Source organism: Roseivivax sp. THAF197b, assembly GCF_009363255.1.
Lineage (GTDB): Bacteria > Pseudomonadota > Alphaproteobacteria > Rhodobacterales > Rhodobacteraceae > Roseivivax.
Genome location: NZ_CP045318.1, coordinates 468,470 through 494,347, shown reverse-complemented (window position 1 = coordinate 494,347; position 25,878 = coordinate 468,470). Strand labels below are relative to the sequence as shown.

Genomic DNA, 25,878 nt, shown 5'->3' with positions numbered 1-25,878 from the left:
CATGTCCGACAGGCCCTTCGACCCGCGCGATCTTTTGACCCGGCTGTTCCGGCGCGCTGTCGCCGTCGCGGACCCGATGCAGGTGGTCCCGACGCATCTGCCCGACCGGCCCGCCGGACGCTTCGTCGTGATCGGCGCGGGCAAGGCCAGCGCGCGCATGGCCGAGGCCGTCGAGGATGCGCTTGGCCCCTGCGAGGGGCTCGTGATCACGCGTTACGGCTATGGCCGCCCCACGCGCGGGATCGAGATCGTCGAGGCCGCCCATCCGGTGCCGGATCAGGCGGGCGTTGCGGCCACGGCGCGCATGCTCGACCTTCTGTCCGGTCTCGGGGCGGATGACACGGTGCTCGCGCTGATCTCGGGCGGTGGCTCTGCGCTGCTATGTGCGCCTGCGCACGGCCTGTCGCTCGAGGACAAGCGCGCGGTCAACGCGGCCCTTCTGGCCTCCGGCGCGCCCATCGGCGCGATGAACGTGGTTCGCAAGCATCTGAGCCGTGTTAAGGGCGGGCAGCTGGCCGCTGCATGTCATCCCGCGCAGCTGGTCTCGCTCCTGATCTCGGACGTGCCGGGGGACGATCCGGCCGAGATCGCCTCCGGCCCCACCGTCGGAGAACGCTCCACGCCGCAGGACGCCCTTGAGATACTCGCGCGTTACGCGGTCGATGTGCCGGACGCCGCGGGCCGGGTACTGAACGCAGGCTCAGGCGTTGTGGCGCCGGAGGATTCCAGGCTCGCACGTGCGGAGACCCAGATCGTTGCGGCCCCCTCGCAATCGCTGGACGCCGCCGCCGAGGACGCAAAATCCCACGGGATCGATGTGCGCATCCTCGGTGACGCGATCGAGGGAGAGGCGCGCGTGGTGGCGGCAGAGCAGGCGCAGATGGCCTTGGCGCTGCGCGAGGAGGCCCGCGACCGAGGAATGCCCATTCTGCTGCTATCGGGTGGCGAATGCACGGTGACCCGCCGGGGCAACGGTGTCGGCGGACCGAATGCCGAGTTCACGCTGGCCGCCGCGCTCGCGCTCAATGGCGCGCGGGGCATCCATGTGCTGGCATGCGATACGGACGGCGTTGACGGCGCGGCGGAGGTCGCAGGCGCCTATGCCGGTCCCGAGACCCTGAACGCTGCGCGGGCGCGCGGGCTCGATCCGCAAGCGGCGCTCGACGACAACGATGCCCACGGGTTTTTCGGGGCCATCGACGGGCAGATCGTGACGGGACCGACCCTGACCAATGTCAACGATTTCCGCGCGATCCTCGTGATGCCGCCCGAGTTGGACGGTCAGCCCTAACGGGATGGGCTGACCGACGCGCTACCGGGGACATGCGGCGCAGATCGGTCCCACAGGTAGGAGCTCCCCGGCCCGGATACGCGACAGAGCGCATGCCCCATCGCGTCCCGGCCCGAAATGTCAGAGGCAGGCTGCCAGCGCGCTTGCAAGATTGCGCAGCATTTGCGGGTAAAGGTCCGGCCCCGGCTCAAGATCGGAGCCGAGAGGGTCGAGAACTGCGGTGTTCGCCTCTGTCCCGTCCATGACCGTCGCGACGATGCCGGGATCGTATTGCGGCTCCGACAGAACGCACTGGATACCCTCATCGGCGACGCGGCCCTGGATCTCGGCGATCCGCGACGGGCTGGGATCAGCAGCGTCCGACAGCGAAATCGCGCCCGAGGCGGAGATATCGAAGGCGGTCTCGAAATACTGGTAGGCGTCGTGAAAGACGACGAACGCACCGCCGCGCACCGGATCGAGGGTCGCGTTCACCTCGGCCGACAGGGTCGCGAGCTCTTCCTTGGCGGCAGCCGCGTTGCCGAAGTAGGTTCCGGCATTGTCCGGATCGGCAGAGGACAGTTCGGACGCGATCACATCCAGCCAGACCGACGCATTGTCTGGCGAAAGCCAGGCATGCGGGTCATGCGCGCCATGGGCATGGTCGTGGTCGTGGCCACCTTCCTCGGCATGCTCCTCATGCCCGTGGTCGTGATCTTCGCCCTCGGCATGCTCTTCATGCTCGTGGTCATGATCTTCGCCCTCGGCATGCTCCTCATGCTCGTGCTCGTGATCCTCGCCCTCGGCGTGTTCCTCGTGCCCGTGCTCGCCCTCCTCATGCGCATGCGCCTCGAAGAGTGCATTCTCACGAAATTCCAGCAGCGTGACGCCATCGGCCTCGAGAAGCGCCGTGACATCCGCGCCGTCGGCCAGTGTCGTCACCGCATCGGACATCCAGGGCGTGAGGTCCTCACCGACCCAGAAGACGATATCGGCCTCCTGCAGCGCCCTCGCCTCCGAAGGACGCAGATTGTATTCATGCGGCGAGGCACCGGGGGGCACGATGAGGTCCGGCTCACCTGCGCCCTGCATCACGCGGGCCACCAGGGAATGCACGGGTGCGATATCGACGGTGACCCGCGGCACGTCGGCCATCGCGGTGCCCGCCATCAGCGTTGCCGTCAGCGACAGCGTAAAGAGGTTTCTGGACATCTGCGCCCCCTTGTGACTATATAACATTAACTGCCCATTACGTGAAATGAGATAACATGACAAGTGCCGCACCCGCAGATCCCGGTCGGCCGGATCAGGAGCCCGTCGGGTTCGACGACCACGATCACCACCATTGCGTCGAATCGGGCATCGCCGCCGCCGAGGCCCATTGCCGGGAAGAAGGTCTGCGCTTCACGCCCGTGCGTCGCGCCGCGCTCGAGATCCTGCTGGGCGAACATCGGGCCCTCGGCGCCTACGAATTGCTCGACAAGCTTCACGCGGCCGGTTTCGGCTCACAGCCGCCGGTGGCCTATCGGGCGCTCGATTTCCTCGTGGCGCATGGTTTCGTGCACAAGATCGAGCGGCTCAATGCCTTCATCGCCTGTGCCCATCCCGGCGCCACTCACTCGCCGGCCTTCCTGATCTGCCGCCTGTGCGATGCCGTGGCCGAGGCGCAATCAGTCCCCCTTCGCGGCAGCTTGGGCGAGGCCGCGGAGGCGACCGGTTTCCACATCGAACGCACGGTCGTCGAGGCGCTTGGCGTCTGCCCGACCTGCGCGACAGAAAGCCCCGGAACTGCACCCGCATGAGCCTGATCAATGTCGAGCGGATGAGCGTCAGCTACCGCGCCAATACCGTCGTGCGCGATGTCTCCCTGCAGGTGGAGCGCGGCGAGATCGTCACCATCGTCGGCCCCAACGGGTCCGGCAAGACGACCCTGCTGCGCGCGATCGTGGGTGCAGTGGCCCCCAGTTCGGGGCGGATCACGCGGGCGCCGGGCGTCGTGTTCGGCTACCTGCCGCAACGCCTGCATATCGACCCGACCCTCCCGATCACAGTGGAGCGGTTCCTGCGCCTTCCGGGCGGCGCCGGGCGGGCGGAGATTGCCGCGGCCCTCGCACGTTCCGGCGTGAGCGCGCTCGCCCGTCGGCAGATGTCGGAGCTTTCGGGCGGGCAGCTTCAGCGCGTGCTTCTGGCCCGCGCGCTGGTCGCGAAACCCGACATCCTGCTTCTCGATGAGCCCACGGCCGGGCTCGACCAGCCGGGTTCGGCGGCCTTTTACGCACTGATCGACGCGGTCCGACGCGAAACCGGGTGTGCGGTTCTGATGATCAGCCACGAATTGCATGTGGTCATGGCGGCCTCGGATCGGGTGGTCTGCCTGAACGGCCATGTCTGCTGCCAAGGCACGCCCGAGCATGTGTCCTCCGCACCGGAATACCGGGCGCTTTTCGGGACCGGCACGCATGGGGCGCTTGCGCTTTACCGGCACGAGCATGACCACAGCCATGACCATTCCCATGGCAAGGCACACGCCCATGACAGCACGGAGGCGGCCGAGTGATACTGGACGATTTCATGACCCGCGCCACGCTTGCGGGCATCGGTGTCGCGGTTGCGGCAGCCCCTCTCGGCAGCTTCGTCGTCTGGCGGCGCATGGCCTATTTCGGCGATGCCACCGCCCATGCCGCGATCCTCGGCGTGGCGCTGTCCCTTGCGCTGCAGATGTCGATCTTTCTGGGCGCCGTGGCTGTCGCACTCGTCATGGCGCTGACCGTCTCGGCCCTGAGCGGGCGGGGCTACGCGATGGACACGCTGCTGGGCGTTCTTGCGCATTCCGCACTCGCCTTCGGGCTTGTGGCGGTGTCCTTCCTGTCGGGTATCCGGATCGACCTGATGGCCTATCTTTTCGGTGATATCCTGGCCGTCTCCCGTGGGGATCTGGCCGTCATCTGGGCCGGAGCGGGACTTGTGGCGGGCCTCATAGCATGGCGCTGGTCCGCGCTCCTGACCGCGACGCTGAACGAGGAACTGGCCTATGCCAGCGGCATCGACCCCAAGCGCGAACAGTTGGTGCTGACCTTGTCGCTGGCCGTCACGGTCGCGGTTGCGATCAAGGTCGTAGGTGCCCTCCTGATCGCCGCGATGCTGATCATCCCGGCCGCAGCAGCGCGCCCGTTGTCCCGCACACCCGAGGCCATGGCGCTGATCGCGGCCGGCATCGGCGCGGCCTCTGCGGGGATTGGTCTGCAGGCGGCCTACATCCTCGATACGCCTGCAGGGCCTTCGATCGTCTGCGTCGCGGCCCTGTGTTTTGCCGTGACAACCGCGCTGCGCGCGCTGCGGGGCGGAATGGCGTCTTTGCGTCGATGAGAGCTGCGCCGTCTGCCTTGGGAGTTCCCTGCTCGGCCCGTCAGGGAGGGTTGGCGTTGAAGTGGATGGATGGCGTGGCGGCGGTATGTCGGTCGAATCTGCGCAGCTTTCCCACGCGGACTGCCGATGCTTGGCCCTCGGATCCAGGTGGAACGAGTGCGCCATAGGCCGTTGGTGCTCGCTCAAGGCCCGGCGTGTCACCGCTCGATACGGTCGAGCGGATGCGTCCACAGCGCCGCAGAACCGTAAACTGTCAGAAAGTGGCTGGGGTGGTAGGATTCGAACCTACGGTACACGGTACCAAAAACCGCTGCCTTACCGCTTGGCTACACCCCAACTGCGCGGCTATCTACGGCTTCCCCGCAGGGGGATCAAGACCCGAAGACCAAAAATCATGTCGCTGATCCGCTTTGCATTGCGACAGGCTCCGTGGCGGGGCGCGCGAGGGTCGCGCAACCGCGGCCCGCATGCTTGGACGCGTAGAGCGCCTGGTCCGCCCGGTCTGTCAATGCGTTCAGATCCGCGCCCGGGCCGCCAGGCCAGATCGCGATCCCGGCGCTTGCCGACACGATCGCGCGGGGCGCTTGCGGGATGTTCAGGCCTGCGATCTGTGCGATCAGGCGGGCGCAGAGGCCCTCCAACTGGCGCGCATCGCTCAGATCGGGAAAGATCAGCAGGAATTCGTCGCCCCCGATGCGCGCGGCAATATCGCCGGGCCGGATGGTTCCGATGAGCGCGCGGGCCACGCCACGCAGGACGGCATCCCCTGCCGCATGTCCATGGCTGTCATTCACCTCCTTGAAGTGATCGAGATCGAGATGGATGAGCCCGAACGGCGCCTCATCCTCGACCAGCGCATCGAGCGTGAGCTCCGCCGCGCGACGGTTTGCGAGCCCGGTGAGCCTGTCGGTCGCGGCCTCCGCTTCTGCCGCGAGGCGCGCGGATTGCAGCTTGCTGTTGAGAAGACGCGACGCGTTCATTGCCACGCCCTGCGCCTCGATCAGGAACAGGATCTCCATGGTCAGGTCCGTCGGCGCCATGTCGGACCCGGTAATGCCGTGGCGCTGCACGGCGGGCGCGACCCCGATGCCGAAGCCGAGGTTCAGCACCGCGCCGCCATCCTGCGTGACCACCGCATGGCCGACCAGAAGGGTGTCGGGCGCGGTCGCGGCGTATAGATGCAGCTTCCGCCCGGCGCGGGCCCGCAGATCCGCAAGCGTTGCCACTCCAGCGGGACGATCCACGCGAAGGATGTCGAACAGGTGCCGACCCTGAATGTCGCCAAGCACCTTCCGAAGTGCAGGCCCGCCATGAAGAATACGGCCCGCGGGATCGACACGCAGATGCATCGGGCACAAGGCGTCAAGCACGTCCGTGGAGACGTCTGCGGTCATGCCCGTCCCTCCGCCACAAGATCGAAGCTGCGGCCCGGCGCGAAAGCTTCGGCGACCAATGCAATATCGAAAACATCGCATCCATCGGCGGCCACGTGATGCTCCAGCGTGACGAGCGCGCCGTAATCATCGGCCATGGCCCGCAGAACCCCCATGAGCACGCATCCCGCACCGGAAAACGGCGAGCGGCAGGAAATCCGGAAGCGATCATCGCCGAGGTCCGTCAATGTCACGGCAGGCAGGTCGAGATCCGGCACGGCAAGCCGCACGCGATCCGGCAGATCGTCGAGCGCATAGAGAAAATCGCGGAAATCATTGCCCGAAAAGCGCAGAAGGCGCCGCAAGGCCTGCCGTTTCGGATGCGAGACGAGGTAGATGCCCACATCTTCGAGAATGGCCTCGGGGCGGCGCGAAAATTCCCGCGCGATGGCCGAGACGATTTTCTCCGTCAGGGAATCCTCGTAGATCAGCATCGTCTCGAACATGGTGGTCTTGAGGCCACCCTTGCGCACCACGGCGGCCCAGCGATCCGGGCCGTAATTATCCTCAACGAAAAACTGCAGCGTTGCGTTGATCAGACCATGCATACCCGGCTCCGGACATTCCGGACGCCACGTCTAAGGCCGCGAAGTTAAGAAATCAGAAACGCCGCTCGGTCAGGGCCAGAGCCACGCCTCGAGATGGCCGATATCGGGCAAAATCACAGCCGCATGCGGTGCAAGTTCGGCACCCTGGGCCAGGCCCGTCAGGACCGCCACGGGCACCATCCCGGCCGCGCGTGCAGCCACCAGGTCATGCGTGCTGTCCCCCACCATGGCGACCGCATCCGGCGCCACGCCCAGCGCGTCCGAAAAGGCCAGAAGCGGGGCCGGATCGGGTTTCGCCCCGAAGCCTGAATCGCAGCCCGCGACAAAGTCGAAAAGCCCGCCCACCCCAGCCGCGTGCAAATGCGCATGCGCGACCGCTTCGGCATCGTTGGTCATGACGCCGAGGCGCAGACCGCGCGCGATCAATCCGCCCAAGCAGGCCTCGAGGGGCACCGGCGGCACCACGGTCACATCGGCCGCGGTCTCGGCCAAAAGGTCCGCGATGTCACCCGCCGCGCGGTCCGGCAGAACGGAGGCAAACAGCGCCGCGACCTCGTCATTGCTGCCCGCGATCACGGGGCTCTCGGGCGAAAAGCGGCGCGCCTCCAGATCGTAGCGGGCGATCTCGGCCAAGGCCTTCCTCCGGCCCGCATCGCCGCGGGCCAGCAGGCCGAAGACGTCATGCGCCCAGGCGTCCCAGGTCGCACGGAAGTCGAACAGCGTGCCGTCCTTGTCGAAGAGGATGGCCTCGATGCGCGGTGGCGGCGGCAGGCTCAGGTCCAATGCACGGCCTCGCCGCCCGGAAGGACCGCGCGGGCCTCCATCGGGGCGGAATAGGGCAAGGCCTCGGCGTCGCAGAAGGCCGAGATCCAGGCATCGTCCATCAGCAGGAAGTCGAGGACGGAACCCTGAAAATGCGGATCCTGCAGCCCGGCCCGGAACTGCGCCTCATCCGCGCCGGTGGCGCCGAGGAAGACCGGCAACAATTCATCATTGGCCGCCAACCACCCCACGGCCTTGAGGCCGATGACTTCTGCATTCGCTCGAGAGACTACCATTTTCACCAAGTCGGAAAGATTTTTTTAACCATCTTTCATAAACACTGGGCGCCAGCAGCGAACAAGCCATTCGCCATGGGAAAGAACAAATCGGAGCGGTTAAATGCCAGGTAGGATATTGATCGTCGACAGTCGGCCGACCACACGGGCCATGCTGCGCGTCAAGCTGACGGTTGCATATTACGAGACGGAACAGGCCGAAAGCGCCGAGGAAGCGTTGCGGCTCGCACGGGTTTTTCGCCCCCATGTCGTGATCTTCGGAGACAGCCTGCCCGGCAACGACCCCGCGCCATTCGTCAAACGCATCAATGACCTGCCTGCCTCTGAACAGATCGCCACCATCTACATCCAATCTCACGACAACGCCGAGGCACGCAAAAGCGCCATCGAAGCCGGGGTCGAAGATGCCATCTCCCTGCCCTTTGATCGCGACTACCTGTTGGCGCGCCTGCGTTGCATCTTTCGCAGGCTCGACACCGACCGCGAAGCGGGACGGTACGAAGATGCGGATCGGGCGCTGGGGCTTGCGGAAAGCGCGGCGCCGTTTCTTGGCTGCGGCCATCTCACGCTGATTCATCCCGACCCGCACGGGCTGCCCACCTCGCTCAAACGTGCGCTTGACGAGGCCTGGCGCGGGCGTGTCACCCATAGAACACCGGATGCGGTTCTGCGTGCGGAGGGCAGCCCCGTGGCCACCGACCTCTATCTTCTGTGCGGAACGCCCGAAGACAGCGCGCACAGCCTTGCCCTTCTCAGCGAATTGCGCGCCCATGGCGCCACGCGCAACGCGGCCTTCCTGTTCGGGGCGATGCCCGGCCGGACGAAGGATGCGACCCGCGCCCTCGATCTCGGCGCGGATGATGCGATCCTTCTGGATTGCAGCCCCGAGGAGCTGGTGGCCTGGTGCGAGCGTCTGATCGCACGCCGCCGCGAAACCGAGGCCCACAGGCTGCGGATGCAGACCGGATTGCAAGCCGCGCTGGTCGATCCGCTGACCGGTTTGTGGAACAGGCGGTATGCGCTGCCCAATCTCGACCAGATGGTCACGATGGCCGCGCGGACGGGGTCGAGATGCAGCGTGATGATTGCCGATCTGGATCATTTCAAGCGGGTCAATGACCGCCACGGCCACCTTGTGGGCGATACGGTCCTGCGTGCTGTCGCCAAACGCCTGAAGGCGCGGCTAGGCGGGGCCGATGTGATCGCGCGCCTGGGTGGCGAGGAATTCCTGATCCTGCTGCCCGATACCGATCCCGCGACAGCAGACGCCACGGCCAAACGGCTCGTGGATGCCGTTGCCTGCGAGCCGATCCCCTTGCCCACGGGCGACACTACCGTGCCCGTTTCCGTCAGCATCGGCATCGCAGTGAGCGCATGCGCGCCCGAAAGCACGCTTTCCGGGTCCGAGCTTCTGGCGCAGGCCGACCGGGCGCTCTACCGCGCCAAGGCCGACGGTCGCTCGCGGGTCCGGCGCGCGCGCGCCGTTGCCAATGACGGCAACGCTGCGTCTGCCCCGGCCTCCGCTTCTGCGCCTGTGATCGAGACTCAGCGCCGTTTCGGCGACGCCAGCCTTGCTTCCAGACGATCGGCATAAGCCGCCCGTTCCGCCGGGGACATCTCGGCCACACGGGCGAGAAGGGCGTCCTGCCCCATCCGGCGCAAGGTCTGGCCACGCTCGGCCATCGCGTCGAGAACCGAGACGAAGGCCTCGGGCTCGAACGGATCGCTCCGCAAAATCTCCAGCCCGCGCGCGATCTCCCTGCGCTGCGCGGCGCGGTCGGCCTCGCGCATCCCGCGCAGATCCAGGGCAAGGCCGCGCCGATCCTCGGGTTCGAGCGCCCGCATGAACGCGATCCCGGTCGGCGCGCCATCGCGGCGCGGCGGGCCCTTGTCGGCCCAGAGCCCCACAAACAGCCCCGCAACCACGAGGTTCAGGGCAAGCGACAGGAACAGGATGATCTTCACGAACCTCGGTGTCCGGGGCCGATCCGCGAGCGTCTCAGATCCGTTCGAAGGGGTCTTGGCCATGTCTCAACTCTCTCCGAGCAACGTGTCGTAATCCGATCCGAACAGCGTGGCGCCCGCCTCCGTTTCGGCCCCGGTCCAGAAGACCTCGATCGGTGCTGCAAGCCCGTCCGGGGTCTCGAACCCGATCCAGAGGCCTGCGAGCCCCGCCGTGACGAGCCCTGTCAGCGCGGGCCATCCGCCGATGGCCTCGCCCAGCTGACGCAGCAGGCCGGGTTTTGGGCGCCTAGCTGGGCGCGCCAAAGCCGCTGCCTCGGCATCGGCTGCGATGCGCGCCAGGAAATCCGGCTCCGCCTCGATCGGCTGATCCCGGGCCGCGCTGAAATATGCCTCGAGCGGGTCCGTGCCCGCGCTATTCCGATCAGTCTTCGCCATATCCCAACTCCTCGCGTCGCCCGCTCAACCGGGCGTCCAGCGCCCGCCGTCCCCGCGCGATCAGACTCTCCGCCGCCCTTGGCCCGATGTCCATGATCTGGGCGATTTCGCGCGTTGCGCAGCCTTCTATGTGTTTCAGAACCACCGCCTGGCGCTGCCGATCCGGCAATTCCAGAAGCGCTTCCTGCAGGGCCCGGGCCCGGTCGCGGGCAGTCAATTCGTCGGCGACGCTCATCCGGTCATCCGCGACCTCCGGCACCGCGTCGAGGCCGGTTGTCCGCTGCTTGCGCTGCCGGTCGATGCACAGGTTCGCCGTCACCCGGTAGAGCCACGTGCTGACCTTGGCCTGCCCGTCCCGCCAATCGGGCGCGAACCGCCACAGCCGCAGGAGCGCTTCCTGGGTCACGTCCTCGGCCTCGGCCCGGTCGCCGAGCATGCGATGGGCATGGGCCAGAACGCGCGGCGCAAGCCGCAGGCTGAGCGCCCGTGCGGCCGCCGCATCGCCCCCTGCGATCCGCGCCAGAAGCGCTTCGTCACTCTCCTCGCCCATCATATCCAGCGCCAATGCCGCGACCCTTTGCCAAGCCGGTAGCGCGCCCCACCCTTTCGGGCAAGGGCGCGCCCCCGTTCATCAATTGCGCGCTTTGCCGTGGCCCCGGCCACTATGGCCGTCCCGGTCGGCCCCGCGATGTCCGCGCATCTTTTTCAGCGCTGCGAATTCCTCTTCGCTGACAGCGCCGTCCTCGTTCGCATCAAGCCGCGCGAAAAGCTCTGCGGGATCGCGTCGCTCGGAGATTTCCGCGAAGCTGAGGGCGTTGTCGCCATCGCTATCCAGCCGCTCGATCATCCGCGTGGCCCGGTCGCTTTGCTTGGCACGACGCTCGGCGAGGATCTCGTCGCTGCTCAGAACGCCGTCGCCATTTGCATCCCGTGCCGCGAAGCGCGCCTCGGCCATGGCGATCATCTCGGCCTCGGTCACGCGCCCGTCCTGATCGGCGTCGATTTGCGCAAAGCCCGCGCCGCGTGCCTTTTCGGGACGTGTCGTATCCTGCGCGTTGGCAGTCACGGCAATGCCTGCGATCAGCAGGGCGAGGATGGCGGTCTTGGTGTTGCCCTTTGTCATTAAGGCTCTCCTGTCTATTGTTCAGCGCCGCGCCCAGATGGTCCGCTTTGGCCTCTCTGTCCGACGCACATCCCTTTCACGGGCCTGCCCGCGAAACCCGTCGAAAAAAGTTGGAACGCTGTGCGGATGGCCGGGTTTTATTCGCGACATCCAGCCGCAAGGACCATCTGCACCCTTTAAGCGCAGGCCGCGGGGGGGCATATTCGCCGAGTCGCAAGCTTCCGGAGATCAGATGCAGCCCGCCCAAGAGACCCATGAGGCCCGTGAAACATGGCCTGCCCTCCTGAAAGGCTGGCGCATGCGCTGCCCCAATTGCGGCACCGGACCGCTTTTGTCGGGATATCTGAAAGTGCGCGACCGGTGCCCGGTCTGCCGCGAGGATCTGCATCACCACCGCGCGGATGACGGCCCGGCCTACCTGACGATCCTGATCGTCGGCCACCTGATGGCGCCGCTTCTGCTGATCGTGTTCGAGACCTGGCGCCCCGAGCCGCTCGTGCTTTTCACGATCTTTGCGGTTGGCTGCATTGGCCTTTCCCTCTACCTTCTGCCTCGATTGAAAGGCGCGATCGTCGCGTTCCAATGGGCGCGCGGCATGCACGGCTTCGGCAGCGACGAGACCTGACCGGCCCCCATGCGCGGCGCGCCGCAAGGCAGGATGAGGCATGACCGACAACGCCGCGGGCGCGACACCGGCCCCGCAAGACAAATCCGCCCTGCGCGATGCTGCCACCGTGATCGTCCTGCGCGATCGCGCGACACGCCCCCATGTCCTGATGGGGCAGCGCGGCGCCAAGGCGGTCTTCATGCCGTCGAAATTCGTCTTTCCGGGCGGGGCGCGCGATCCCGGTGACGGGTCCGTGCCGCTGGCCCGCGGCCTTTCCGATCTCTGCCGCGACCGCCTTGCGGAGGACAGCCCGCCCGACATCGCCGCAGCCCTTCCCCTGACCGCGATCCGCGAATTGTTCGAGGAGACCGGTCAGATCCTCGGCGCGCCGGGCGATTGGCCGGACCCGCCCGCCGATTGGCGCGATTTCGCGGCGACCGGGCACCGCCCCTCCGCCGAGGCGCTGCAATTCGTCTTTCGCGCGATCACACCGCCGGGGCGCCCGCGCCGCTTTGACGCGCGCTTCTTTCTGGCGGATGCGGATGCGCTGGCCTCGGATCCCGACGATTTCAGCGCGGCCTCGGACGAGCTGTCGCATCTCAGATGGGTTGCGCTGGACGAGGTGCGCGCCCTCGACATGCCCTTCATCACCGAAGTGGTCCTGGCCGAAATCGCGGCCCGCGCCGCCGATCCCGCCCCGCCGAGCTCGGTCCCGTTCTTTCGCAACGATGACGAGGAAAGCCTCTTCCTGCGATTGCGGGGCGAACGGCTGATCTGAGACGGCTTCCACGCCGCCCATTCAAGCCCGACGCCCGAAAAAGCGCAGCCCCCCTGTCACGACCGGACCGAAAATACCTCTCGGGGGAGTGTGAGGGGGCAGACAGCCCCCTCGCTCCCGATCTCAAGACCTGCGCCGCGCTCAGGTCTCGCGTGCGAGCGCCTCGGCCAGGTCCGTCTTCTCCCACGAAAAGCCGCCATCCGCATCAGGCTCCCGCCCGAAATGGCCGTAAGCCGCCGTGCGGGCATAGATGGGCTTGTTGAGGTCCAGATGCGTGCGGATGCCGCGCGGGGTGAGGTCCATGACCTTTGGGATCGCGCGCTCGATGGCCGCCGCGTCCACCTCGCCGGTGCCGAACGTGTCGCAATAAATGGACAGGGGCTTGGCCACGCCGATGGCATAAGACAGTTGGATGGTGCAGCGCTCCGCGAGGCCCGCCGCGACCACGTTCTTCGCCAGATAGCGCGCCGCGTAAGCCGCCGAGCGGTCCACCTTGGTCGGGTCCTTGCCCGAGAACGCGCCACCGCCATGGGGCGCCGCACCGCCATAGGTGTCGACGATGATCTTGCGGCCCGTCAGGCCCGCATCGCCGTCGGGGCCCCCGATCACGAAGGTGCCGGTGGGGTTCACCCACCATTCCGTCTCGCCGCTGATCCAGCCTTCGGGCAGCACTTCGCGGATGTAAGGCTCCACGATGGCGCGGATATCGGCGGAACTCTGGCTGTCATCCGCGTGCTGCGTCGAGAGCACGATCTGCGTGACGCCCACGGGCTTGCCGTTCTCGTAGCGCACCGAAAGCTGGGTCTTGGCGTCGGGCCGCAGAAGCGGCTCCTGGCCCGATTTGCGCACCTCGGCGAGACGCCGCAGGATCGCGTGGCTGAACTGGATCGGAGCAGGCATCAGCGCGTCCGTTTCGTTCGTCGCATAGCCGAACATGATGCCCTGATCGCCGGCACCCTCGTCGCCGCGCTCGCCCGTCACACCTTGCGCGATATGGGCCGATTGCTCGTGCAGGAGATTGGTGATCTCGCAGGTGTTCCAGTGGAACTTGTCCTGCTCGTACCCGATGTCGCGGATACAGTCGCGCGTGATGTCGGGGATCCGCTCCATGTATTCGGCGAGCTTGTCCTGATCGGTCAGCCCGACCTCGCCGCCGATCACCACGCGGTCGGTGGTGGCGAAGGTCTCGCAGGCGACGCGCGCCAGCGGATCCTCGGCCAGAAGCGCATCGAGGATCGCGTCGGAGATCCGGTCGCACACTTTGTCGGGATGCCCCTCCGAGACGGACTCGGAGGTGAAGATATAATCGTTACGGGCCATGGGAAGTGCTCCATTGAGGTCTGCTGCCACGCCAGGAAGCCGTTGTGACAGGGAATGAATTACGGCTTATCGGTGCCCCTGTGCAGCGTCAATGCGATTGCCGCGCCACCGCCAGAGGCCCAGACCAACGCAACCTAGAAGCCACAGCAGGATGGGCAAATCGCCGCTCCGCGCATAGAGCGTGGGAGCAAGCGGCGGCGGGACCGCCGCGTCGACATATCCCGATTGCCCAAGCGGCAGGGAGGCGCGGATGCGGCCATAGCCGTCGATCACCGCCGAGACGCCGGTATTGGCCGAGCGCATCACCGGCAAGCCCTGTTCGATCGCCCGAAGGCGCGCCTGCATCAGGTGCTGATACGGACCCGACCATTTCCCAAACCACGCATCATTCGTCATCTGCAGGATCATGTCGGCCCGCTCCGGCGCCCCGCCCACATCCTGCGGAAAGACCGCCTCGTAGCAGATCAGCGGCAGCGCCTGCCCCAATGCCCCGAGGTCGAGCAAGCGCGGACCGGGGCCGGAGGAATAGCCATATTCGGCCCTCTGCGCGAGACCCGAGACATTGATATGCCGGAAGAACCACGCCGCGGGCATGTATTCCCCGAACGGCACGAGGTGGTGCTTGTCATAGGTGTCGCGCACCTGCCCGTTCGGCCCGATCAGCACCGAGGAATTGTAATAGCGCCCCGCCTCCTCGCGCTGGATGCCCAGAAGGACGGGCACCGGACCCGCAGCCTCCGAGATGATCCGGAGCGCCTCTTCGGCATGGTTGAGGAGCACGGGCACGGCTGTCTCTGGCCAGAGGATGAAGTCGGGCCGCGGGGCGGCGGCACTGGCTGAGACCTGCCGTTCGAAGAACATCTGCGCGCGCCCCGGCTGCCATTTTTCGTCCTGCGGCGCATTGGGTTGCACGAGGCGGATGACCGGGCGGCCGGTCTCCGGCGCGGGTGGGGCAAGCCGTGCCCAGCCCCCGCCGAACAGCAATGCGGCGCCGAGGCAGGTCGCAAGTCCGAGCCGCAGATCCCGTCTTTCGAGCCCGGCCACGGCCATGGCGGCCAAGGCCAGCACGACGAGGTTCAGGCCATGGGGGCCGATCAGCGCCACCCATTGCACCGCCGTCGTGGGTGCCAGCACATAGCCGACCATGCCCCAGGGAAAGCCCGTCAAGAGATAGGCGCGCAGCAGCTCCGACAGGGCCCAGAGCGGCACCAGAAGCCAGGGTTGCCCCGCCCGTATCGCGGCCCAGGCGGGCCAGGCCCAGAAGAGCGCAAACCCGCCCGCGGCGAGGATCAGCGCGAAGGGCGCCATCCAGCCTGTGACGGCCGCATCGACGAGGAATGGCTCAACGAGCCAGCTCATGGAGAAGCCGAAATAGCCCGCGCCGAAGGCCCAGCCGGTCCAGCCAGCCTGCCGTGGCGTGCCCGCAGCCCCGATCAGCCAGATCGCGGCAGCGAGGGCCGCCAGGGCCAGATACCACAGATCGAACGGTGCCTGCCCGGTCGCGAAGACGAGGCCCAGAAACAGCGCGCCGCCCACCAGTTTGGCCCGGCTGGGTGCCTCCGCCGCGCGACCCGTATCAGCCATTCTGGCCGGACGCCGCCCCTTGCGCGCGCGCTGGCGGCGCCGTGGCCGCACCCAGCGCGCCCGGCATCCGCACGCGCAAACGCTTGATCCGGCGTGGATCGGCATCGACCACTTCGAATTCAAGGCCCGCAGGATGCGGCACCACCTCGCCGCGCGCAGGCACGTGGCCTGCCAGCACGAAGACGAGCCCGCCCAGCGTCTCGATCTCCTCGCCGTCGATTTCCTCGTCCTGGGTCAGGTCGAGACCGATCTCGGCTTCGAATTCCTCAAGCTGGGTCTTGGCCAAGACGAGGTAGCATCCGGGCTTTTCGACGCGCCAGTTCTTGCCTTCCTCGGTGTCGTGCTCATCCTCGATCTCGCCGATGACCTGCTCGATCAGGTCCTCGATCGTGACGAGCCCGTCCACGCCGCCATATTCGTCGATCACCAGCGCCATATGCCGCCGCTCGGTCTGCATCTTGGTAAGAAGCACGCCGATGGGCATGGAGGGCGGCACGAACAACAAAGGCCGCAGCATCTTCTTGAGGTTGAACGCCGTGCCCTTGCCGTTGAAGCCGTGCATCAGCGCGAAATCCTTCAGATGCGCCATGCCGACGGGCGTATCGAGCGTTCCGGAATAGACCGGCAGACGCGTCAGGCCGCTTTCCCGGAAGACCGAGACCAGCTCATCCCTGGTGATCGTGTCGGGCACCGCGATGATATCGGCCTTGGGAATGGAGACGTCATCGACGCGCATGCGTCTGAGATTCGCCAGCCCCACACTGGGACGCGTCGACGGATGCGCCGCTGGGCCATCGCTGTCGTCATCGCTCGCGGCATAGCCCATGCCGTCGAACAAACGCCGGAAGAATCCCGGCCTGTCTTCTGCGTCGTCCTCATGCGCGCCTGGCGCTGCGTTAGACGATGCGTCGCTGTCGCCCATCCTTCCGTCTGTCCTCTTGTAACCCGGTCAATTCGTTGCGTCGTGTATCGGTCTTTCAACATATGGGTCCGCGATGCCCATATTTCCAAGTATCCGTGCTTCCAGCCGTTCCATCAATGTGGCGTCTTCGTCACGGACATGGTCATAGCCTAACAGATGTAACACGCCATGAACGATCAAATGCGTGACGTGATGATCGGCGGATAGGCGCTGCTCGCGCGCCTCGCGCAGACATGTCTCCCGGGCGATGGCGATATCGCCGAGGAAATGCGGCTCGGCGTCCTGCGGCACCGGGCGTTCCGGCTCGCCCCCCGGCTCCTCGGCCGCGAGGTCCTCTTCGGGCCAGCTGAGCACATTGGTGGGCTGGGGCTTGCCGCGGAAATCCGCGTTGAGCGTGGCGATGCGGGCATCATTGCAGCCCAGAACCGCGATCTCGAACGCATCGGGGTCCAGATCCAGCGCGGCCAGTGCCCCACGCGCCGCAGCCTCCGCGCGCTCGGAGAGGTTCAGCGCCGCCCAGCCTTCATCCTCGAGGATCGTCTCGGTCAACATGGCGCGCCCCGGCTCACGCGCTTTCCGCGTCCTTGTCGTAGGCGTTGATGATCGCCGCCACGAGCGGGTGCCGCACAACGTCGGCGGCGGTGAAATAGTTGAACGAGATCCGGTCGATATTGGTCAGGATGCGTTCGGCGTCCCGCAGGCCCGATTGCACGCCGCGCGGCAGGTCCACCTGGCTGCGGTCGCCGGTGATGACCATGCGCGAGCCCTCGCCCAGACGCGTGAGAAACATCTTCATCTGCATCGAGGTCGCGTTCTGCGCCTCGTCGAGCACAACGAAGGCATTGGCGAGCGTGCGGCCCCGCATGAACGCGAGCGGCGCGATCTCGACCGTCTTCTCTTCCATCATCTTGGCCAGCATCTTGCCGGGCAGGAAGTCGTTCAGCGCGTCGTAAAGCGGCTGCATGTAGGGGTCGATCTTGTCCTTCATGTCGCCCGGCAGGAAGCCCAGACGTTCACCCGCCTCCACGGCAGGGCGCGACAGGATGATCTTGTCGACCATGCCGTTGATATACATGTTCACGCCGACCGCCACGGCGAGATAGGTCTTGCCGGTGCCCGCAGGCCCGATCCCGAAGGCCAGTTCGTTGTCGTAAAGCGCGCGAACGTAGGCCTTCTGCGCCTCGGTGCGCGGCTCAACGAGCTTCTTGCGGGTCTTGATCTCGACATGGCCGCCCGAGAACATCTCGAGCTGATCTTCGGCCTCGGGCTCCGCGCTCATGCGGAACTCACGGTCGATATCGCCCCGCTCCACGCCCTTGCCCTGTTCGAGCCGGTTGTAGAGGCTGGTCAGAACCTCCACCGCTTCCTTCTGGGCATCGGGTTCGCCATGCACGGCCAGATGGTTGCCGCGGCGCAGGATCTGCACACCCAGACGGCCTTCGATATCGGTCAGATTGCGGTCGAACTCGCCGCAAAGTTCGATGAGCAGGCGGTTATCGGGAAATTCGATCGAGGCGTCGGTCAGGGTGCCGGTCGTCACACAGCTCTCCGTGTTTGCGAGTCTATCGTCACTGTTTCAAGCGCGGGGCGGATGAGCAAGACACAAGCGGTGCCCGACCCTGCTCCTGCATATAAAAACGCCGCCCAGAGGATACGACCCCTGCGCGGCGCTGATCTTCGTATGGGCAAGGCGCGATCAGAGCGGGTCGCCGATGATCGAGGTGGAGCCCTGCTTGAAGTCTCCGGTGGCGACGGTCGGCGGGGCCGAGCCAGAGCAGACCGGGCGGCCATACTTGTCGATCCGCGCCGAGAGGTAGCCTTCGACGCCGTCGTCGATGATCCAGTGATCGCAGCCGTTGGGATCGACCCAGATGCCTGCGCGCATGGTCGACAGGTCATCCGCGTCGATGCCGCGGTCGATGGATTTGTCCGGACCGTAGCCGCCGATGCCGTCGGCCAGTTCGCAGCCGGAAAGCGCGGCAGCGGCCAGACCGATCAGGGCGAGTTTCGTGATGTTCATGTCGCTCGTCCCCTTAGCGAATGCAGATGATTTCGACGCGGCGGTTCTTCGCCATGCCGGTTGCCGAGGCGTTCGACGCCACCGGCATACGCTCGCCGTAGCCGCGCACATCGACGATGCGAGCGCCGACGGATTTGCCCACTGCCGCGACCGAATTGGCGCGGTTGTAGCTCAGACGCATGTTGTACTGATCGCTCGCGCGACTGTCGGTGTGGCCAACGATGGTGAAGGCCGTGGCCGAGGCCGAACGGAAGAACTCCGCAAGACGCTGCTTGCCCGCATGGCTGATGCGGTAGCTGTCGGTTGCGAAGAACTGGTCGGAATTCATCACGCCGCAGACATTGCCCCGGCGGCAGACCGGGATGCCCTTGCGATTGACATGGGGGCTCATGTAGCCCTCGACGCCGTCATCCATCACCCAATGCTCGCACCCATCGGGATCCACCCAGATGCCGGGGATGTACCGTTCGCCCACGATCGTCGTCGTGTTCTGCGTCGAGATCACCGGCACCCGCGCCTCTGCGGTGTCGGCGGCGACTGCACCGGGAAGCACCGCCGACGCGGCGAACGCCACGCTGAGAAGTGCCGCCTTTGCGGTCTTGAAAACGGAATGCGCCACAGCCATCGTTCCTTCAACTATTTATCAATCCCCCGAACCCTGCGCAGCGGCATTCAGACCGGGAAACGCAAAGCTACTATAATCAACACTTTAGCAGCAAAACCGTCTGTGTGAAGGAAAATCCACTAGATATTGTGGCCGGACGGGAAACAATCCCCATCGAGCCACAATCCTGACACAATCGCCAATTCTGGAATTTGAAACAGCGGCTTAGCGACGTGGGCGCGCCGCAGGCCGCCCGCACGCCGCGCTAGATCAGCGCACCGGACAGCGAGTTCGGCCCCGACCCGGTAATCCGCACCGTCCGGATTTCCCCGGCGGTCACATCCTCGGCCGTCACATGCACCGCATGCAGGTATTCCGACTTGCCGACCATCTGGCCCGGCATCCGCCCGGGCTTTTCGAAGAGGACCTGCACGTCGCGCCCGACCATCGCATCCTGCAGGGCGCGCTGTTGCCGGGTCAGAAGCGCTTGCAACCGCTGCAAACGCTCCGTCTTTTCATCTTCCGGGACCTGCGCGCGTTCGGCTGCCGGCGTGCCGGGCCGGGTCGAGTACTTGAACGAGAAGGCGGAGCCGTATTGCACGGCCTCCACAAGGTCGAGCGTGGCCTGAAAGTCCGCCTCGGTCTCTTCGGGGAAGCCCACGATGAAATCGCCCGACATGTGCAGATCGGGCCGGGCCGCGCGCAGCCGCTCGATCAGCGCGAGGTAGCTGTCGGCGGTATGCTGGCGGTTCATCCGTTTGAGGATCCTGTCCGAGCCCGACTGCACGGGCAGGTGCAGGTAGGGCATCAGCTTCTCGCAATCGCCATGCGCGGCGATCAGGTCGTCGTCCATGTCATTGGGGTGCGAGGTGGTGAAGCGGATGCGCGCCAACCCGTCGATCTTCGCCAATTCCCGCACGAGCCGCGCCAGCGACCAGTCCGCCGCATCCGGGCCCACGCCGTGATAGGCGTTCACGTTCTGGCCCAGAAGCGTGATCTCACGCACGCCGCGTTCCACGAGATCGCGCGCTTCGGACAGGACGCGATCGACCGGGCGGGACACCTCGGCGCCGCGCGTGTAGGGCACGACGCAGAAGGCGCAGAACTTGTCGCAACCTTCCTGCACGGTCAGGAACGCCGCCGGGGCCCGGCGCGCCTTGGGGCGGGCCTTGAGGTGGTCGAACTTGTCCTCGTCGGGAAACTCGGTGTCGAGCGCACGTGCGCCGCCTTGCGTCTTTGCCAGAAGGTCCGGCAGGCGGTGATAACTCTGCGGCCCCACGACTAGATCGACCATGGGCTGACGGCGCACGATCTCCGCGCCCTCGGCCTGCGCGACGCAACCCGCCACGCCGATCTTCAGGTCGGGCTTTTCGGCTTTCAGGCCCTTGTAGCGGCCCAGTTCGGAATAGACCTTCTCGGCGGCCTTTTCCCGGATATGGCAGGTGTTCAGCAGGATCATGTCGGCGTCATCGGGCGTCGACGTCTCGACATAGCCCTCGCCGCCCAGCGCCTCGGCCATGCGTTCGCTGTCATAGACGTTCATCTGACAGCCATAGGTCTTGATAAACAGCTTCTTCGGCGCAGTCATGGCACGGCTCTCCGGGGTCAGGATCAGCCGCGCACATAACGCAGATGCAGGACCTCTTGCAATGCACACCGAATTTCAGGATTCTTCGACTAAAGAAGAGAGCAGATGCATTTCAAATCCCTTGCCAACTTCCTGTCCGACCCCGGCCCGGCCCTGAAAAAGGGGCCGGTCGCGATGATCTTCGCCGAGGACACGGTCGAACTCGACACCACGATCCGGCATCATCAGCATCTGGGCTTTCGCACCGTGATCGTCTTCATGTCGCCGATTTTCGATCTGCCGCCGGATCTGCGGGGAGAGGTGATCCGCATCGACGACGCGCTGACGGAAGAAGGCGCGGCACAGAAGGCCGTGAATGCGGTGATCGCGGCCGCGCCCGGCCTCTGGATGTATTACTGCTACAACGCGGAATACCTGTTCTATCCCTTCTGCGAGACACGCAGCGTCTCGGAGATGCTGGCCTTCCATACCGAGGAACGGCGCGACGCGATGCTGACCTACGTGGTCGATCTTTATGCCCGCGATCTGCACAATGCGCCCGATGCCGTGTCGCTCGACGATGCCTGCCTCGACAAGTCGGGCTATTACGCCCTCGCGCGGAACGACGCCGAGAACCACAATCACCCCAAGGAACGGCAGCTCGACTTCTACGGCGGCCTGCGCTGGCGCTACGAGGAGCATATCCCCCAGAAGCGGCGCAAGATCGACCGGATCGCCCTGTTCCGCGCCAAGCCGGGGCTGACCTTACGGGACGATCACACGTTTTCGGATGAGGAATACAACACCTATGCCTGCCCCTGGCATAACAATCTGACGGCGGCGATCGTGTCTTTCCGCACGGCCAAGGCGCTGAAAAAGAATCCCGGCTCCACCTTCGATATCCACGGCTTCACCTGGCACAATTCCACCGCGTTCGAATGGCATTCCCGGCAGCTTCTGGATCTGGGATTGATGGAGCCCGGCCAGTGGTTCTGACCGGGCTCTCATAGCTTTCACTTAATGCGGCAGGCATCGCGCCTCAGTCGAATTCCTCGGTGATGATGTGCTCTTCGGCCACGCCGATCTCTTTCAGCGCATCCGCAACGGCGTCGATCATCGGATCCGGCCCGCAGATATAGCAGGGGCCTTCGCCGGGGCTCACATGTTCGGCCAACATTTCCTTGCCGATCATCCCCATGCAGAGCGGGCTGTCCGGCTCGTCGGTGACGGTGAAGACGCATTTCAGACCGGACATGCTTTCGAACGTGTCGCGCAGGATGATATCCGCCTCGGTCTTGTTGGAGAAAATCAGCGTCGAGCCCTCTAGCGTGCCGTTCTCCTTCAGACGCTTCTTGAGGATCGCGATGAAGGGCGTAACGCCCGCGCCACCGGCGATGAACCAGCCTGCCCCCTTGTCGGAGATGGCGCCCCAGGGATCGTCGATGATGACGCGGTCCCCGGCCTTGAGCTGGCCGATCTGCTCGGTCACGCCGTCATGGTCGGGATAGGACTTGATGACGAATTCGAGCGTGTCGTCCTGCGGCAGCGAGGTGAAGGTGAAGGGCCGCTTTTCCTCGCGCCAGCCGTCGCGGTCGAGTGCCAGATCAACAGCCTGTCCGGGCTCGAACTCGAAGCCTTCGGGACGGTCGAAGACGAGGTGATGGGTATCGTGGGTGACGGGCTCGATGGATTTGAGCGTTAATGTGTGGGACATCGGAATACCTCCTTGGTGTTGGAGGGATAACGACGCCCGCGCGCACTTGTTCCGCGCGTCTCAGCCGCCGCACTGACCGCGCGCATACATCGCATGGCGAAGGTCGGGCCCGTCCTTCAGCCGACATGTCCCGATCCGGCGGTCGTAGGACATCCGTCCGATCAGCGAACAGGTGACCTCTGCGCCCGCCGCGAGATCACGCATCACACGCTTGGCCTCCTCGCCCGCCCGCGTGCCAAGTTCCGCGCAGTTGAGGTAGCGAAAGCGCACGGGCGTGCCCGCGACCTCGATCGTATCGCCGTCGCGCACATGGGTGACATGGCCCGACAGCGTGCCCCCTTGGGTGCTTTGCGGAAGACCGCGATTCACGACGACGGTTGCGACGTCCCGGAGATCGCCGCCCGCGCGGATCTCCTCCCAGACCGCCCAGCCCATCAGGATCAGGGCAAGCGCAAAGACCGGCGACATGGCCCGACCGAGCCCGCGCAACAGGCCGCGGCGTCTGCGCTGATTGCGCCGGAAATACCGCCGTCGCCGCGCGTGTTTGAGATCGATGATCCTGGCCATGCCCTGGCTGTCGCATGGCATTGGGGCGGGAAGATGACCCTGCCCTCACCCTGTCCAAAAAACGCCCGGCGGAGGCTGCCGCTTGCGGCCGACGGGGGCAACGCCCCCACCCGCCCGATGATCGGCACGATCAGCGGGCCAGAGATGCGCGGGCGGCACGCCCGCCCCGCCAGATCACGGGCTCAAAGGTTGTCGTATTGCGGCATGCCCAGCACGTGGAACCCGCCATCGATATGCACGACCTCGCCCGTGGTGCAGGCCCCCGCATCAGAGGCGAGCCACACGGCCGTGCCGCCCACGGCTTCCAGCGTCGCGTTCGAGCCCAAGGGCGCGTTCTGATCGGTATGCTTGAAGGTCTTGCGTGCGCCGCCGATGGCCGCCCCTGCCAGCGTCTTCATGGGCCCCGGCGAGAGCGCGTTCACGCGGATGCCCTCGCGGCCTAGATCGTTGGCGAGGTACCGCACCGACGATTCAAGTGCGGCCTTGGCCACGCCCATCACGTTGTAATTCGGCACGACCTTGTTCGAACCCTGATAGGTCAGGGTCAGCAGCGTGCCGCCCTTTTCCGCCATCAGCGGATGGGCACGGCGCGCGACGTCGATGAAGGAATAGCACGAGATATCGAGCGAGTTCTTGAAGTTGGCCCGGCTCGTATTCATGAACCGGCCCTGCAGCTCGGACTTGTCCGAAAACGCGATCGCATGGACCAGGAAATCGAGGCTGTCCCAGCGTGAAGACAGCTCATCGAACGCCGCATCGAGCGAGGCCTCGTCAGTCACGTCCACATCGACCATGAAATCCGACCCGACGCTCTCCGCCAGCGGCTTCAGACGCGCGCCGAAGGCCTCGCCCTGATGGGTGAAGGCCAGCTCCGCCCCGGCCTCCGCCATCGCCTTGGCGATCCCCCACGCGATGGAGCGCTCGTTGGCGACCCCCATGATCAGGCCGCGTTTGCCCTCAAGAAGTCCGCCCATCGTCTCGTCCTCGCAAATTTACCGCATCAATCCAGATATTTGGATAGCAGCATGGACCCGTTCGTCCCGCCGAATCCGAAGGAATTCGTCATCACCGTGTCCAGCCCGGCATTCTCCACAAGGCTGGTCGCGATCTCCGCGGGTTTCAGCGCCGGGTCCAGCGTCTCGACATTGATCGACGGCGTGATGAAATCGTGCTGCAGCATCAGAAGGCAATAGACCGCCTCCTGCGCGCCGGTAGCGCCCTGACTGTGGCCGGTCATCGACTTCGTGGAGGAAACGGGCGGCGTCTGCCCGTCGCCAAAGACGCGGCGCACGGCCTCGATCTCTCCCACGTCGCCCACGGGCGTCGAGGTGCCGTGTGCGTTGATGTAGCCCACGCGGCGATCCGCCCCCAGCGTCTCGAGCGCGATACGCATCGCGCGCTCGCCGCCCTCGCCAGAAGGCGCCACCATGTCGTGCCCGTCCGACGTGGCGCCGTAGCCCGTGACTTCCGCGTAGATCTTGGCGCCGCGCGCCTTGGCGTGCTCCAGCTCCTCCAGAACGAGGATGCCGCCACCGCCGCCGATGACAAACCCGTCGCGATCCGCGTCGAAGGCGCGCGAGGCCCGCTCCGGCGTGTCGTTATACTTCGACGACATCGCGCCCATCGCGTCGAAGAGGCAGGACAGCGTCCAGTCCAGCTCCTCGCCGCCGCCCGCGAACATCAGGTCCTGCTTGCCCAACATGATCTGCTCGGCCGCATTGCCGATGCAATGCAGCGAGGTCGAGCAGGCCGAGGTGATCGAGTAGTTGATGCCCTTGATTTTGTAGGCCGTCGAGAGGTTCGCCGAGATCGTGGAGGACATGCATTTCGGCACCGCGAAGGGCCCGATCCGCTTCGGGCTGCCCTTTTCCAGAACCGTCTGATGCGCGGCCAGCATCGCCGAGGTCGACGGCCCGCCGGAGCCTGCGACGAGCCCCGTTCGCGGGTTCGAGATATCGCTCTCATCGAGGCCCGCATCGGCGATGGCCTGACCCATGGCGATATGCGCATAGGCCGCCCCTGGCCCCATGAAGCGCAGCGTGCGCTTGTCGACATGCTCGGTCACGTCGAGCTTCACATTGCCCGCGATCTGGGACCGGAAGCCGTGCTCCTTCATGTCCTCGTTCGCGGTGATCCCGGATTTGCCCGCCTTCAGAGCGGCGAGAACTTCGTCTGCGTTGTTTCCGATGGACGAGACAATCCCCAGTCCGGTGACGACGACGCGGCGCATGGCGCTCTCCTAATCAAGTGTCCGAGGTTGTGTAGGACAGGGGGCTCGGCAGGTGCAAGCAGCCTGTGCGGCGGAGGCTGCGCGCGACCGCGCTGCAAACAGCCGCCGGGCATCGCCCCGGCGGCCGGTTTTCGAGACCCGGCGCGCCCGCGGGCGCCCGATCGCCGACACTCAGCTTTCGCTGAGCGCGACCTTCATGTCCTTGACCTGGTATATCGTCTCGCCATCGGCCTCGACCCGGCCATCGGCCACGCCCATGGTCAGGCGGCGGGTCTGCACGGCCTTGGTGAAATCGACGAAATAGGTGAGCATCTTGCGGTTGGGCCGCACCATGCCCGTGAGCTTCACCTCACCCACGCCCAGCGCATAGCCCCTGCCCTTCCAGCCGCGCCAGCCCAGATTGAAGCCGGTGAGCTGCCACAGCCCGTCGAGGCCAAGACAGCCGGGCATGATCGGGTTTCCGGGGAAATGGCACTCGAAGAACCACAGATCGGGGGTGATATCGAATTCGGCCCGCACGTGGCCCTTGCCGTTCGGCCCGCCATCGCCCGAGATGTCCGTGATCCGGTCCATCATCAGCATCGGCGGCTCGGGCAGCTGGGCATTGCCCTCCCCGAACAATTCGCCGCGTGCGCATTTCAGAAGGTCATCCCGGTCGAAACTCGTCGGATACTCGGCCATTCGCGCTTTGCCCCCCTGTGGCGTGCATGATCCGTTCGCGTCTAACACTCGCCCCTTGACCGGTGCAAGCCTGCAGCGGCATCGCA

At 65.8% G+C, this 25,878-nt stretch carries 30 protein-coding genes, 1 tRNA gene and 1 riboswitch; of the genes, 8 read left to right on the top strand and 23 right to left on the bottom strand.

The window, feature by feature from the left end; all coding sequences use genetic code 11:
* Position 1 precedes the first annotated feature (1 nt).
* Positions 2 to 1,291 carry a glycerate kinase gene (locus FIV09_RS02535; protein WP_152448513.1) on the top strand — a complete coding sequence of 430 codons (1,290 nt, stop codon included), beginning with the start codon at positions 2 to 4 and terminating at the stop codon, positions 1,289 to 1,291.
* A gap of 120 nt (positions 1,292 to 1,411) precedes the next feature.
* On the opposite strand, the gene FIV09_RS02530 is transcribed toward FIV09_RS02535, so the two are convergent.
* Positions 1,412 to 2,482: a zinc ABC transporter substrate-binding protein gene (locus FIV09_RS02530; protein WP_152448512.1), complete on the bottom strand. Its 1,071-nt coding sequence runs from the start codon at positions 2,480 to 2,482 to the stop codon at positions 1,412 to 1,414.
* A 56-nt stretch (positions 2,483 to 2,538) separates the two neighbouring features.
* Here FIV09_RS02530 and FIV09_RS02525 point away from each other — a divergent pair, with 56 nt between their 5' ends.
* Genes FIV09_RS02525 through FIV09_RS02515 form a run of 3 tightly spaced genes read left to right on the top strand, consistent with a single transcriptional unit; the run spans position 2,539 to position 4,636 of the window.
* A complete protein-coding gene (locus FIV09_RS02525) occupies positions 2,539 to 3,072 on the top strand; it encodes a Fur family transcriptional regulator (protein WP_152448511.1) in 534 nt (177 codons plus the stop codon).
* A complete protein-coding gene (locus tag FIV09_RS02520; protein ID WP_152448510.1) occupies positions 3,069 to 3,827 on the top strand; it encodes a metal ABC transporter ATP-binding protein in 759 nt (252 codons plus the stop codon). The genes FIV09_RS02525 and FIV09_RS02520 overlap by 4 nt, the downstream gene beginning before the upstream one ends.
* Positions 3,827 to 4,636, top strand: coding sequence for a metal ABC transporter permease (locus FIV09_RS02515; protein WP_152452301.1), 810 nt, complete (start codon positions 3,827 to 3,829; stop codon positions 4,634 to 4,636). The genes FIV09_RS02520 and FIV09_RS02515 overlap by 1 nt, the downstream gene beginning before the upstream one ends.
* Positions 4,637 to 4,897: 261 nt before the next feature.
* Here FIV09_RS02515 and FIV09_RS02510 read toward each other — a convergent pair.
* The 5 genes from FIV09_RS02510 to FIV09_RS02490 all read right to left on the bottom strand — a co-directional run bounded on the left by FIV09_RS02510 (position 4,898) and on the right by FIV09_RS02490 (position 7,675).
* Positions 4,898 to 4,972, bottom strand: a tRNA-Gln gene (locus FIV09_RS02510).
* Between the two features lie 56 nt (positions 4,973 to 5,028).
* Entirely contained in the window at positions 5,029 to 6,030 is a 1,002-nt protein-coding gene (locus FIV09_RS02505; protein ID WP_152448509.1) for a GGDEF domain-containing protein, read from the bottom strand.
* Entirely contained in the window at positions 6,027 to 6,617 is a 591-nt protein-coding gene (locus FIV09_RS02500; protein ID WP_152448508.1) for a heme NO-binding domain-containing protein, read from the bottom strand. The genes FIV09_RS02505 and FIV09_RS02500 overlap by 4 nt, the downstream gene beginning before the upstream one ends.
* A 69-nt stretch (positions 6,618 to 6,686) precedes the next feature.
* A complete protein-coding gene (locus FIV09_RS02495) occupies positions 6,687 to 7,400 on the bottom strand; it encodes an HAD family hydrolase (protein ID WP_254702292.1) in 714 nt (237 codons plus the stop codon).
* A complete protein-coding gene (locus FIV09_RS02490) occupies positions 7,391 to 7,675 on the bottom strand; it encodes a DUF3572 domain-containing protein (protein WP_152448507.1) in 285 nt (94 codons plus the stop codon). The genes FIV09_RS02495 and FIV09_RS02490 overlap by 10 nt, the downstream gene beginning before the upstream one ends.
* A 103-nt stretch (positions 7,676 to 7,778) precedes the next feature.
* Between FIV09_RS02490 and FIV09_RS02485 the strand changes: the two genes are divergently transcribed.
* Complete coding sequence (locus tag FIV09_RS02485; RefSeq protein WP_152448506.1) at positions 7,779 to 9,269, top strand: diguanylate cyclase; 1,491 nt, start codon at positions 7,779 to 7,781, stop codon at positions 9,267 to 9,269.
* Here the strand turns inward: FIV09_RS02485 and FIV09_RS02480 are convergent.
* The 4 genes from FIV09_RS02480 to FIV09_RS02465 all read right to left on the bottom strand — a co-directional run bounded on the left by FIV09_RS02480 (position 9,221) and on the right by FIV09_RS02465 (position 11,198).
* Complete coding sequence (locus FIV09_RS02480; protein WP_152448505.1) at positions 9,221 to 9,703, bottom strand: periplasmic heavy metal sensor; 483 nt, start codon at positions 9,701 to 9,703, stop codon at positions 9,221 to 9,223. The genes FIV09_RS02485 and FIV09_RS02480 overlap by 49 nt on opposite strands.
* A gap of 3 nt (positions 9,704 to 9,706) precedes the next feature.
* The gene (locus tag FIV09_RS02475; RefSeq protein WP_152448504.1) at positions 9,707 to 10,075 is read right to left on the bottom strand and encodes a hypothetical protein; all 369 of its coding nucleotides are present in this window, start codon (positions 10,073 to 10,075) and stop codon (positions 9,707 to 9,709) included.
* Entirely contained in the window at positions 10,062 to 10,628 is a 567-nt protein-coding gene (locus tag FIV09_RS02470; RefSeq protein ID WP_152452297.1) for an RNA polymerase sigma factor, read from the bottom strand. The genes FIV09_RS02475 and FIV09_RS02470 overlap by 14 nt, the downstream gene beginning before the upstream one ends.
* A 78-nt stretch (positions 10,629 to 10,706) precedes the next feature.
* Positions 10,707 to 11,198, bottom strand: a complete 492-nt coding sequence (locus tag FIV09_RS02465; protein WP_152448503.1) for an EF-hand domain-containing protein — start codon at positions 11,196 to 11,198, stop codon at positions 10,707 to 10,709.
* A gap of 232 nt (positions 11,199 to 11,430) precedes the next feature.
* Here FIV09_RS02465 and FIV09_RS02460 point away from each other — a divergent pair, with 232 nt between their 5' ends.
* Together FIV09_RS02460 and FIV09_RS02455 are read left to right on the top strand one after the other, a co-directional pair.
* Entirely contained in the window at positions 11,431 to 11,823 is a 393-nt protein-coding gene (locus FIV09_RS02460) for a DUF983 domain-containing protein (protein WP_152448502.1), read from the top strand.
* Between the two features lie 40 nt (positions 11,824 to 11,863).
* Positions 11,864 to 12,583, top strand: coding sequence for an NUDIX hydrolase (locus FIV09_RS02455; RefSeq protein ID WP_152448501.1), 720 nt, complete (start codon positions 11,864 to 11,866; stop codon positions 12,581 to 12,583).
* Between the two features lie 141 nt (positions 12,584 to 12,724).
* Here the strand turns inward: FIV09_RS02455 and metK are convergent, their stop codons facing one another.
* The 8 genes from metK to miaB form a co-directional block, all read right to left on the bottom strand.
* Entirely contained in the window at positions 12,725 to 13,903 is a 1,179-nt protein-coding gene (gene metK / locus FIV09_RS02450) for a methionine adenosyltransferase (RefSeq protein WP_152448500.1), read from the bottom strand.
* Positions 13,904 to 13,909: 6 nt separating this feature from the next.
* Positions 13,910 to 13,957: riboswitch (SAM-SAH riboswitch) on the bottom strand.
* Between the two features lie 12 nt (positions 13,958 to 13,969).
* On the bottom strand, positions 13,970 to 15,487 hold the full coding sequence (gene lnt, locus FIV09_RS02445) for an apolipoprotein N-acyltransferase (protein WP_152448499.1): 1,518 nt from the start codon (positions 15,485 to 15,487) through the stop codon (positions 13,970 to 13,972).
* The gene (locus FIV09_RS02440; RefSeq protein WP_152448498.1) at positions 15,480 to 16,409 is read right to left on the bottom strand and encodes a transporter associated domain-containing protein; all 930 of its coding nucleotides are present in this window, start codon (positions 16,407 to 16,409) and stop codon (positions 15,480 to 15,482) included. The genes lnt and FIV09_RS02440 overlap by 8 nt, the downstream gene beginning before the upstream one ends.
* A gap of 27 nt (positions 16,410 to 16,436) precedes the next feature.
* Positions 16,437 to 16,961, bottom strand: coding sequence for an rRNA maturation RNase YbeY (gene ybeY, locus FIV09_RS02435; RefSeq protein ID WP_152448497.1), 525 nt, complete (start codon positions 16,959 to 16,961; stop codon positions 16,437 to 16,439).
* Between the two features lie 13 nt (positions 16,962 to 16,974).
* Positions 16,975 to 17,949, bottom strand: coding sequence for a PhoH family protein (locus FIV09_RS02430; RefSeq protein WP_152448496.1), 975 nt, complete (start codon positions 17,947 to 17,949; stop codon positions 16,975 to 16,977).
* Positions 17,950 to 18,105: 156 nt separating this feature from the next.
* On the bottom strand, positions 18,106 to 18,429 hold the full coding sequence (locus FIV09_RS02425; RefSeq protein WP_152448495.1) for a hypothetical protein: 324 nt from the start codon (positions 18,427 to 18,429) through the stop codon (positions 18,106 to 18,108).
* A 13-nt stretch (positions 18,430 to 18,442) separates the two neighbouring features.
* The gene (locus FIV09_RS02420; protein WP_152448494.1) at positions 18,443 to 19,054 is read right to left on the bottom strand and encodes an OmpA family protein; all 612 of its coding nucleotides are present in this window, start codon (positions 19,052 to 19,054) and stop codon (positions 18,443 to 18,445) included.
* Positions 19,055 to 19,298: 244 nt separating this feature from the next.
* Positions 19,299 to 20,621, bottom strand: a complete 1,323-nt coding sequence (gene miaB / locus FIV09_RS02415) for a tRNA (N6-isopentenyl adenosine(37)-C2)-methylthiotransferase MiaB (protein ID WP_152448493.1) — start codon at positions 20,619 to 20,621, stop codon at positions 19,299 to 19,301.
* Between the two features lie 105 nt (positions 20,622 to 20,726).
* Here miaB and FIV09_RS02410 point away from each other — a divergent pair, with 105 nt between their 5' ends.
* Positions 20,727 to 21,596, top strand: coding sequence for a hypothetical protein (locus FIV09_RS02410; RefSeq protein WP_152448492.1), 870 nt, complete (start codon positions 20,727 to 20,729; stop codon positions 21,594 to 21,596).
* Between the two features lie 43 nt (positions 21,597 to 21,639).
* On the opposite strand, the gene FIV09_RS02405 is transcribed toward FIV09_RS02410, so the two are convergent.
* The 5 genes from FIV09_RS02405 to fabA form a co-directional block, all read right to left on the bottom strand.
* Entirely contained in the window at positions 21,640 to 22,314 is a 675-nt protein-coding gene (locus tag FIV09_RS02405; protein ID WP_152448491.1) for an FAD-binding oxidoreductase, read from the bottom strand.
* Positions 22,315 to 22,374: 60 nt separating this feature from the next.
* A complete protein-coding gene (locus FIV09_RS02400; RefSeq protein ID WP_152448490.1) occupies positions 22,375 to 22,881 on the bottom strand; it encodes a thermonuclease family protein in 507 nt (168 codons plus the stop codon).
* Between the two features lie 182 nt (positions 22,882 to 23,063).
* A complete protein-coding gene (locus FIV09_RS02395; RefSeq protein WP_152448489.1) occupies positions 23,064 to 23,855 on the bottom strand; it encodes an enoyl-ACP reductase in 792 nt (263 codons plus the stop codon).
* A gap of 26 nt (positions 23,856 to 23,881) precedes the next feature.
* Positions 23,882 to 25,111 carry a beta-ketoacyl-ACP synthase I gene (gene fabB, locus FIV09_RS02390; RefSeq protein WP_152448488.1) on the bottom strand — a complete coding sequence of 410 codons (1,230 nt, stop codon included), beginning with the start codon at positions 25,109 to 25,111 and terminating at the stop codon, positions 23,882 to 23,884.
* A 171-nt stretch (positions 25,112 to 25,282) separates the two neighbouring features.
* Positions 25,283 to 25,792 carry a bifunctional 3-hydroxydecanoyl-ACP dehydratase/trans-2-decenoyl-ACP isomerase gene (gene fabA / locus FIV09_RS02385; protein WP_152448487.1) on the bottom strand — a complete coding sequence of 170 codons (510 nt, stop codon included), beginning with the start codon at positions 25,790 to 25,792 and terminating at the stop codon, positions 25,283 to 25,285.
* Between the last annotated feature and the right edge of the window lie 86 nt (positions 25,793 to 25,878).

Bases quoted from the DNA above. Each gene is read 5' to 3' on its own strand.
- FIV09_RS02535 (WP_152448513.1), top strand. From the start codon at position 2: ATGTCCGACAGGCCCTTCGACCCGCGCGATCTTTTGACCCGGCTGTTC.
- FIV09_RS02530 (WP_152448512.1), bottom strand. From the start codon at position 2,482: ATGTCCAGAAACCTCTTTACGCTGTCGCTGACGGCAACGCTGATGGCG.
- FIV09_RS02525 (WP_152448511.1), top strand. From the start codon at position 2,539: ATGACAAGTGCCGCACCCGCAGATCCCGGTCGGCCGGATCAGGAGCCC.
- FIV09_RS02520 (WP_152448510.1), top strand. From the start codon at position 3,069: ATGAGCCTGATCAATGTCGAGCGGATGAGCGTCAGCTACCGCGCCAAT.
- FIV09_RS02505 (WP_152448509.1), bottom strand. From the start codon at position 6,030: ATGACCGCAGACGTCTCCACGGACGTGCTTGACGCCTTGTGCCCGATG.
- FIV09_RS02500 (WP_152448508.1), bottom strand. From the start codon at position 6,617: ATGCATGGTCTGATCAACGCAACGCTGCAGTTTTTCGTTGAGGATAAT.
- FIV09_RS02490 (WP_152448507.1), bottom strand. From the start codon at position 7,675: ATGGTAGTCTCTCGAGCGAATGCAGAAGTCATCGGCCTCAAGGCCGTG.
- FIV09_RS02485 (WP_152448506.1), top strand. From the start codon at position 7,779: ATGCCAGGTAGGATATTGATCGTCGACAGTCGGCCGACCACACGGGCC.
- FIV09_RS02480 (WP_152448505.1), bottom strand. From the start codon at position 9,703: ATGGCCAAGACCCCTTCGAACGGATCTGAGACGCTCGCGGATCGGCCC.
- FIV09_RS02475 (WP_152448504.1), bottom strand. From the start codon at position 10,075: ATGGCGAAGACTGATCGGAATAGCGCGGGCACGGACCCGCTCGAGGCA.
- FIV09_RS02470 (WP_152452297.1), bottom strand. From the start codon at position 10,628: ATGATGGGCGAGGAGAGTGACGAAGCGCTTCTGGCGCGGATCGCAGGG.
- FIV09_RS02465 (WP_152448503.1), bottom strand. From the start codon at position 11,198: ATGACAAAGGGCAACACCAAGACCGCCATCCTCGCCCTGCTGATCGCA.
- FIV09_RS02460 (WP_152448502.1), top strand. From the start codon at position 11,431: ATGCAGCCCGCCCAAGAGACCCATGAGGCCCGTGAAACATGGCCTGCC.
- FIV09_RS02455 (WP_152448501.1), top strand. From the start codon at position 11,864: ATGACCGACAACGCCGCGGGCGCGACACCGGCCCCGCAAGACAAATCC.
- metK (WP_152448500.1), bottom strand. From the start codon at position 13,903: ATGGCCCGTAACGATTATATCTTCACCTCCGAGTCCGTCTCGGAGGGG.
- lnt (WP_152448499.1), bottom strand. From the start codon at position 15,487: ATGGCTGATACGGGTCGCGCGGCGGAGGCACCCAGCCGGGCCAAACTG.
- FIV09_RS02440 (WP_152448498.1), bottom strand. From the start codon at position 16,409: ATGGGCGACAGCGACGCATCGTCTAACGCAGCGCCAGGCGCGCATGAG.
- ybeY (WP_152448497.1), bottom strand. From the start codon at position 16,961: ATGTTGACCGAGACGATCCTCGAGGATGAAGGCTGGGCGGCGCTGAAC.
- FIV09_RS02425 (WP_152448495.1), bottom strand. From the start codon at position 18,429: ATGAACATCACGAAACTCGCCCTGATCGGTCTGGCCGCTGCCGCGCTT.
- FIV09_RS02420 (WP_152448494.1), bottom strand. From the start codon at position 19,054: ATGGCTGTGGCGCATTCCGTTTTCAAGACCGCAAAGGCGGCACTTCTC.
- miaB (WP_152448493.1), bottom strand. From the start codon at position 20,621: ATGACTGCGCCGAAGAAGCTGTTTATCAAGACCTATGGCTGTCAGATG.
- FIV09_RS02410 (WP_152448492.1), top strand. From the start codon at position 20,727: ATGCATTTCAAATCCCTTGCCAACTTCCTGTCCGACCCCGGCCCGGCC.
- FIV09_RS02405 (WP_152448491.1), bottom strand. From the start codon at position 22,314: ATGTCCCACACATTAACGCTCAAATCCATCGAGCCCGTCACCCACGAT.
- FIV09_RS02400 (WP_152448490.1), bottom strand. From the start codon at position 22,881: ATGGCCAGGATCATCGATCTCAAACACGCGCGGCGACGGCGGTATTTC.
- FIV09_RS02395 (WP_152448489.1), bottom strand. From the start codon at position 23,855: ATGGGCGGACTTCTTGAGGGCAAACGCGGCCTGATCATGGGGGTCGCC.
- fabB (WP_152448488.1), bottom strand. From the start codon at position 25,111: ATGCGCCGCGTCGTCGTCACCGGACTGGGGATTGTCTCGTCCATCGGA.
- fabA (WP_152448487.1), bottom strand. From the start codon at position 25,792: ATGGCCGAGTATCCGACGAGTTTCGACCGGGATGACCTTCTGAAATGC.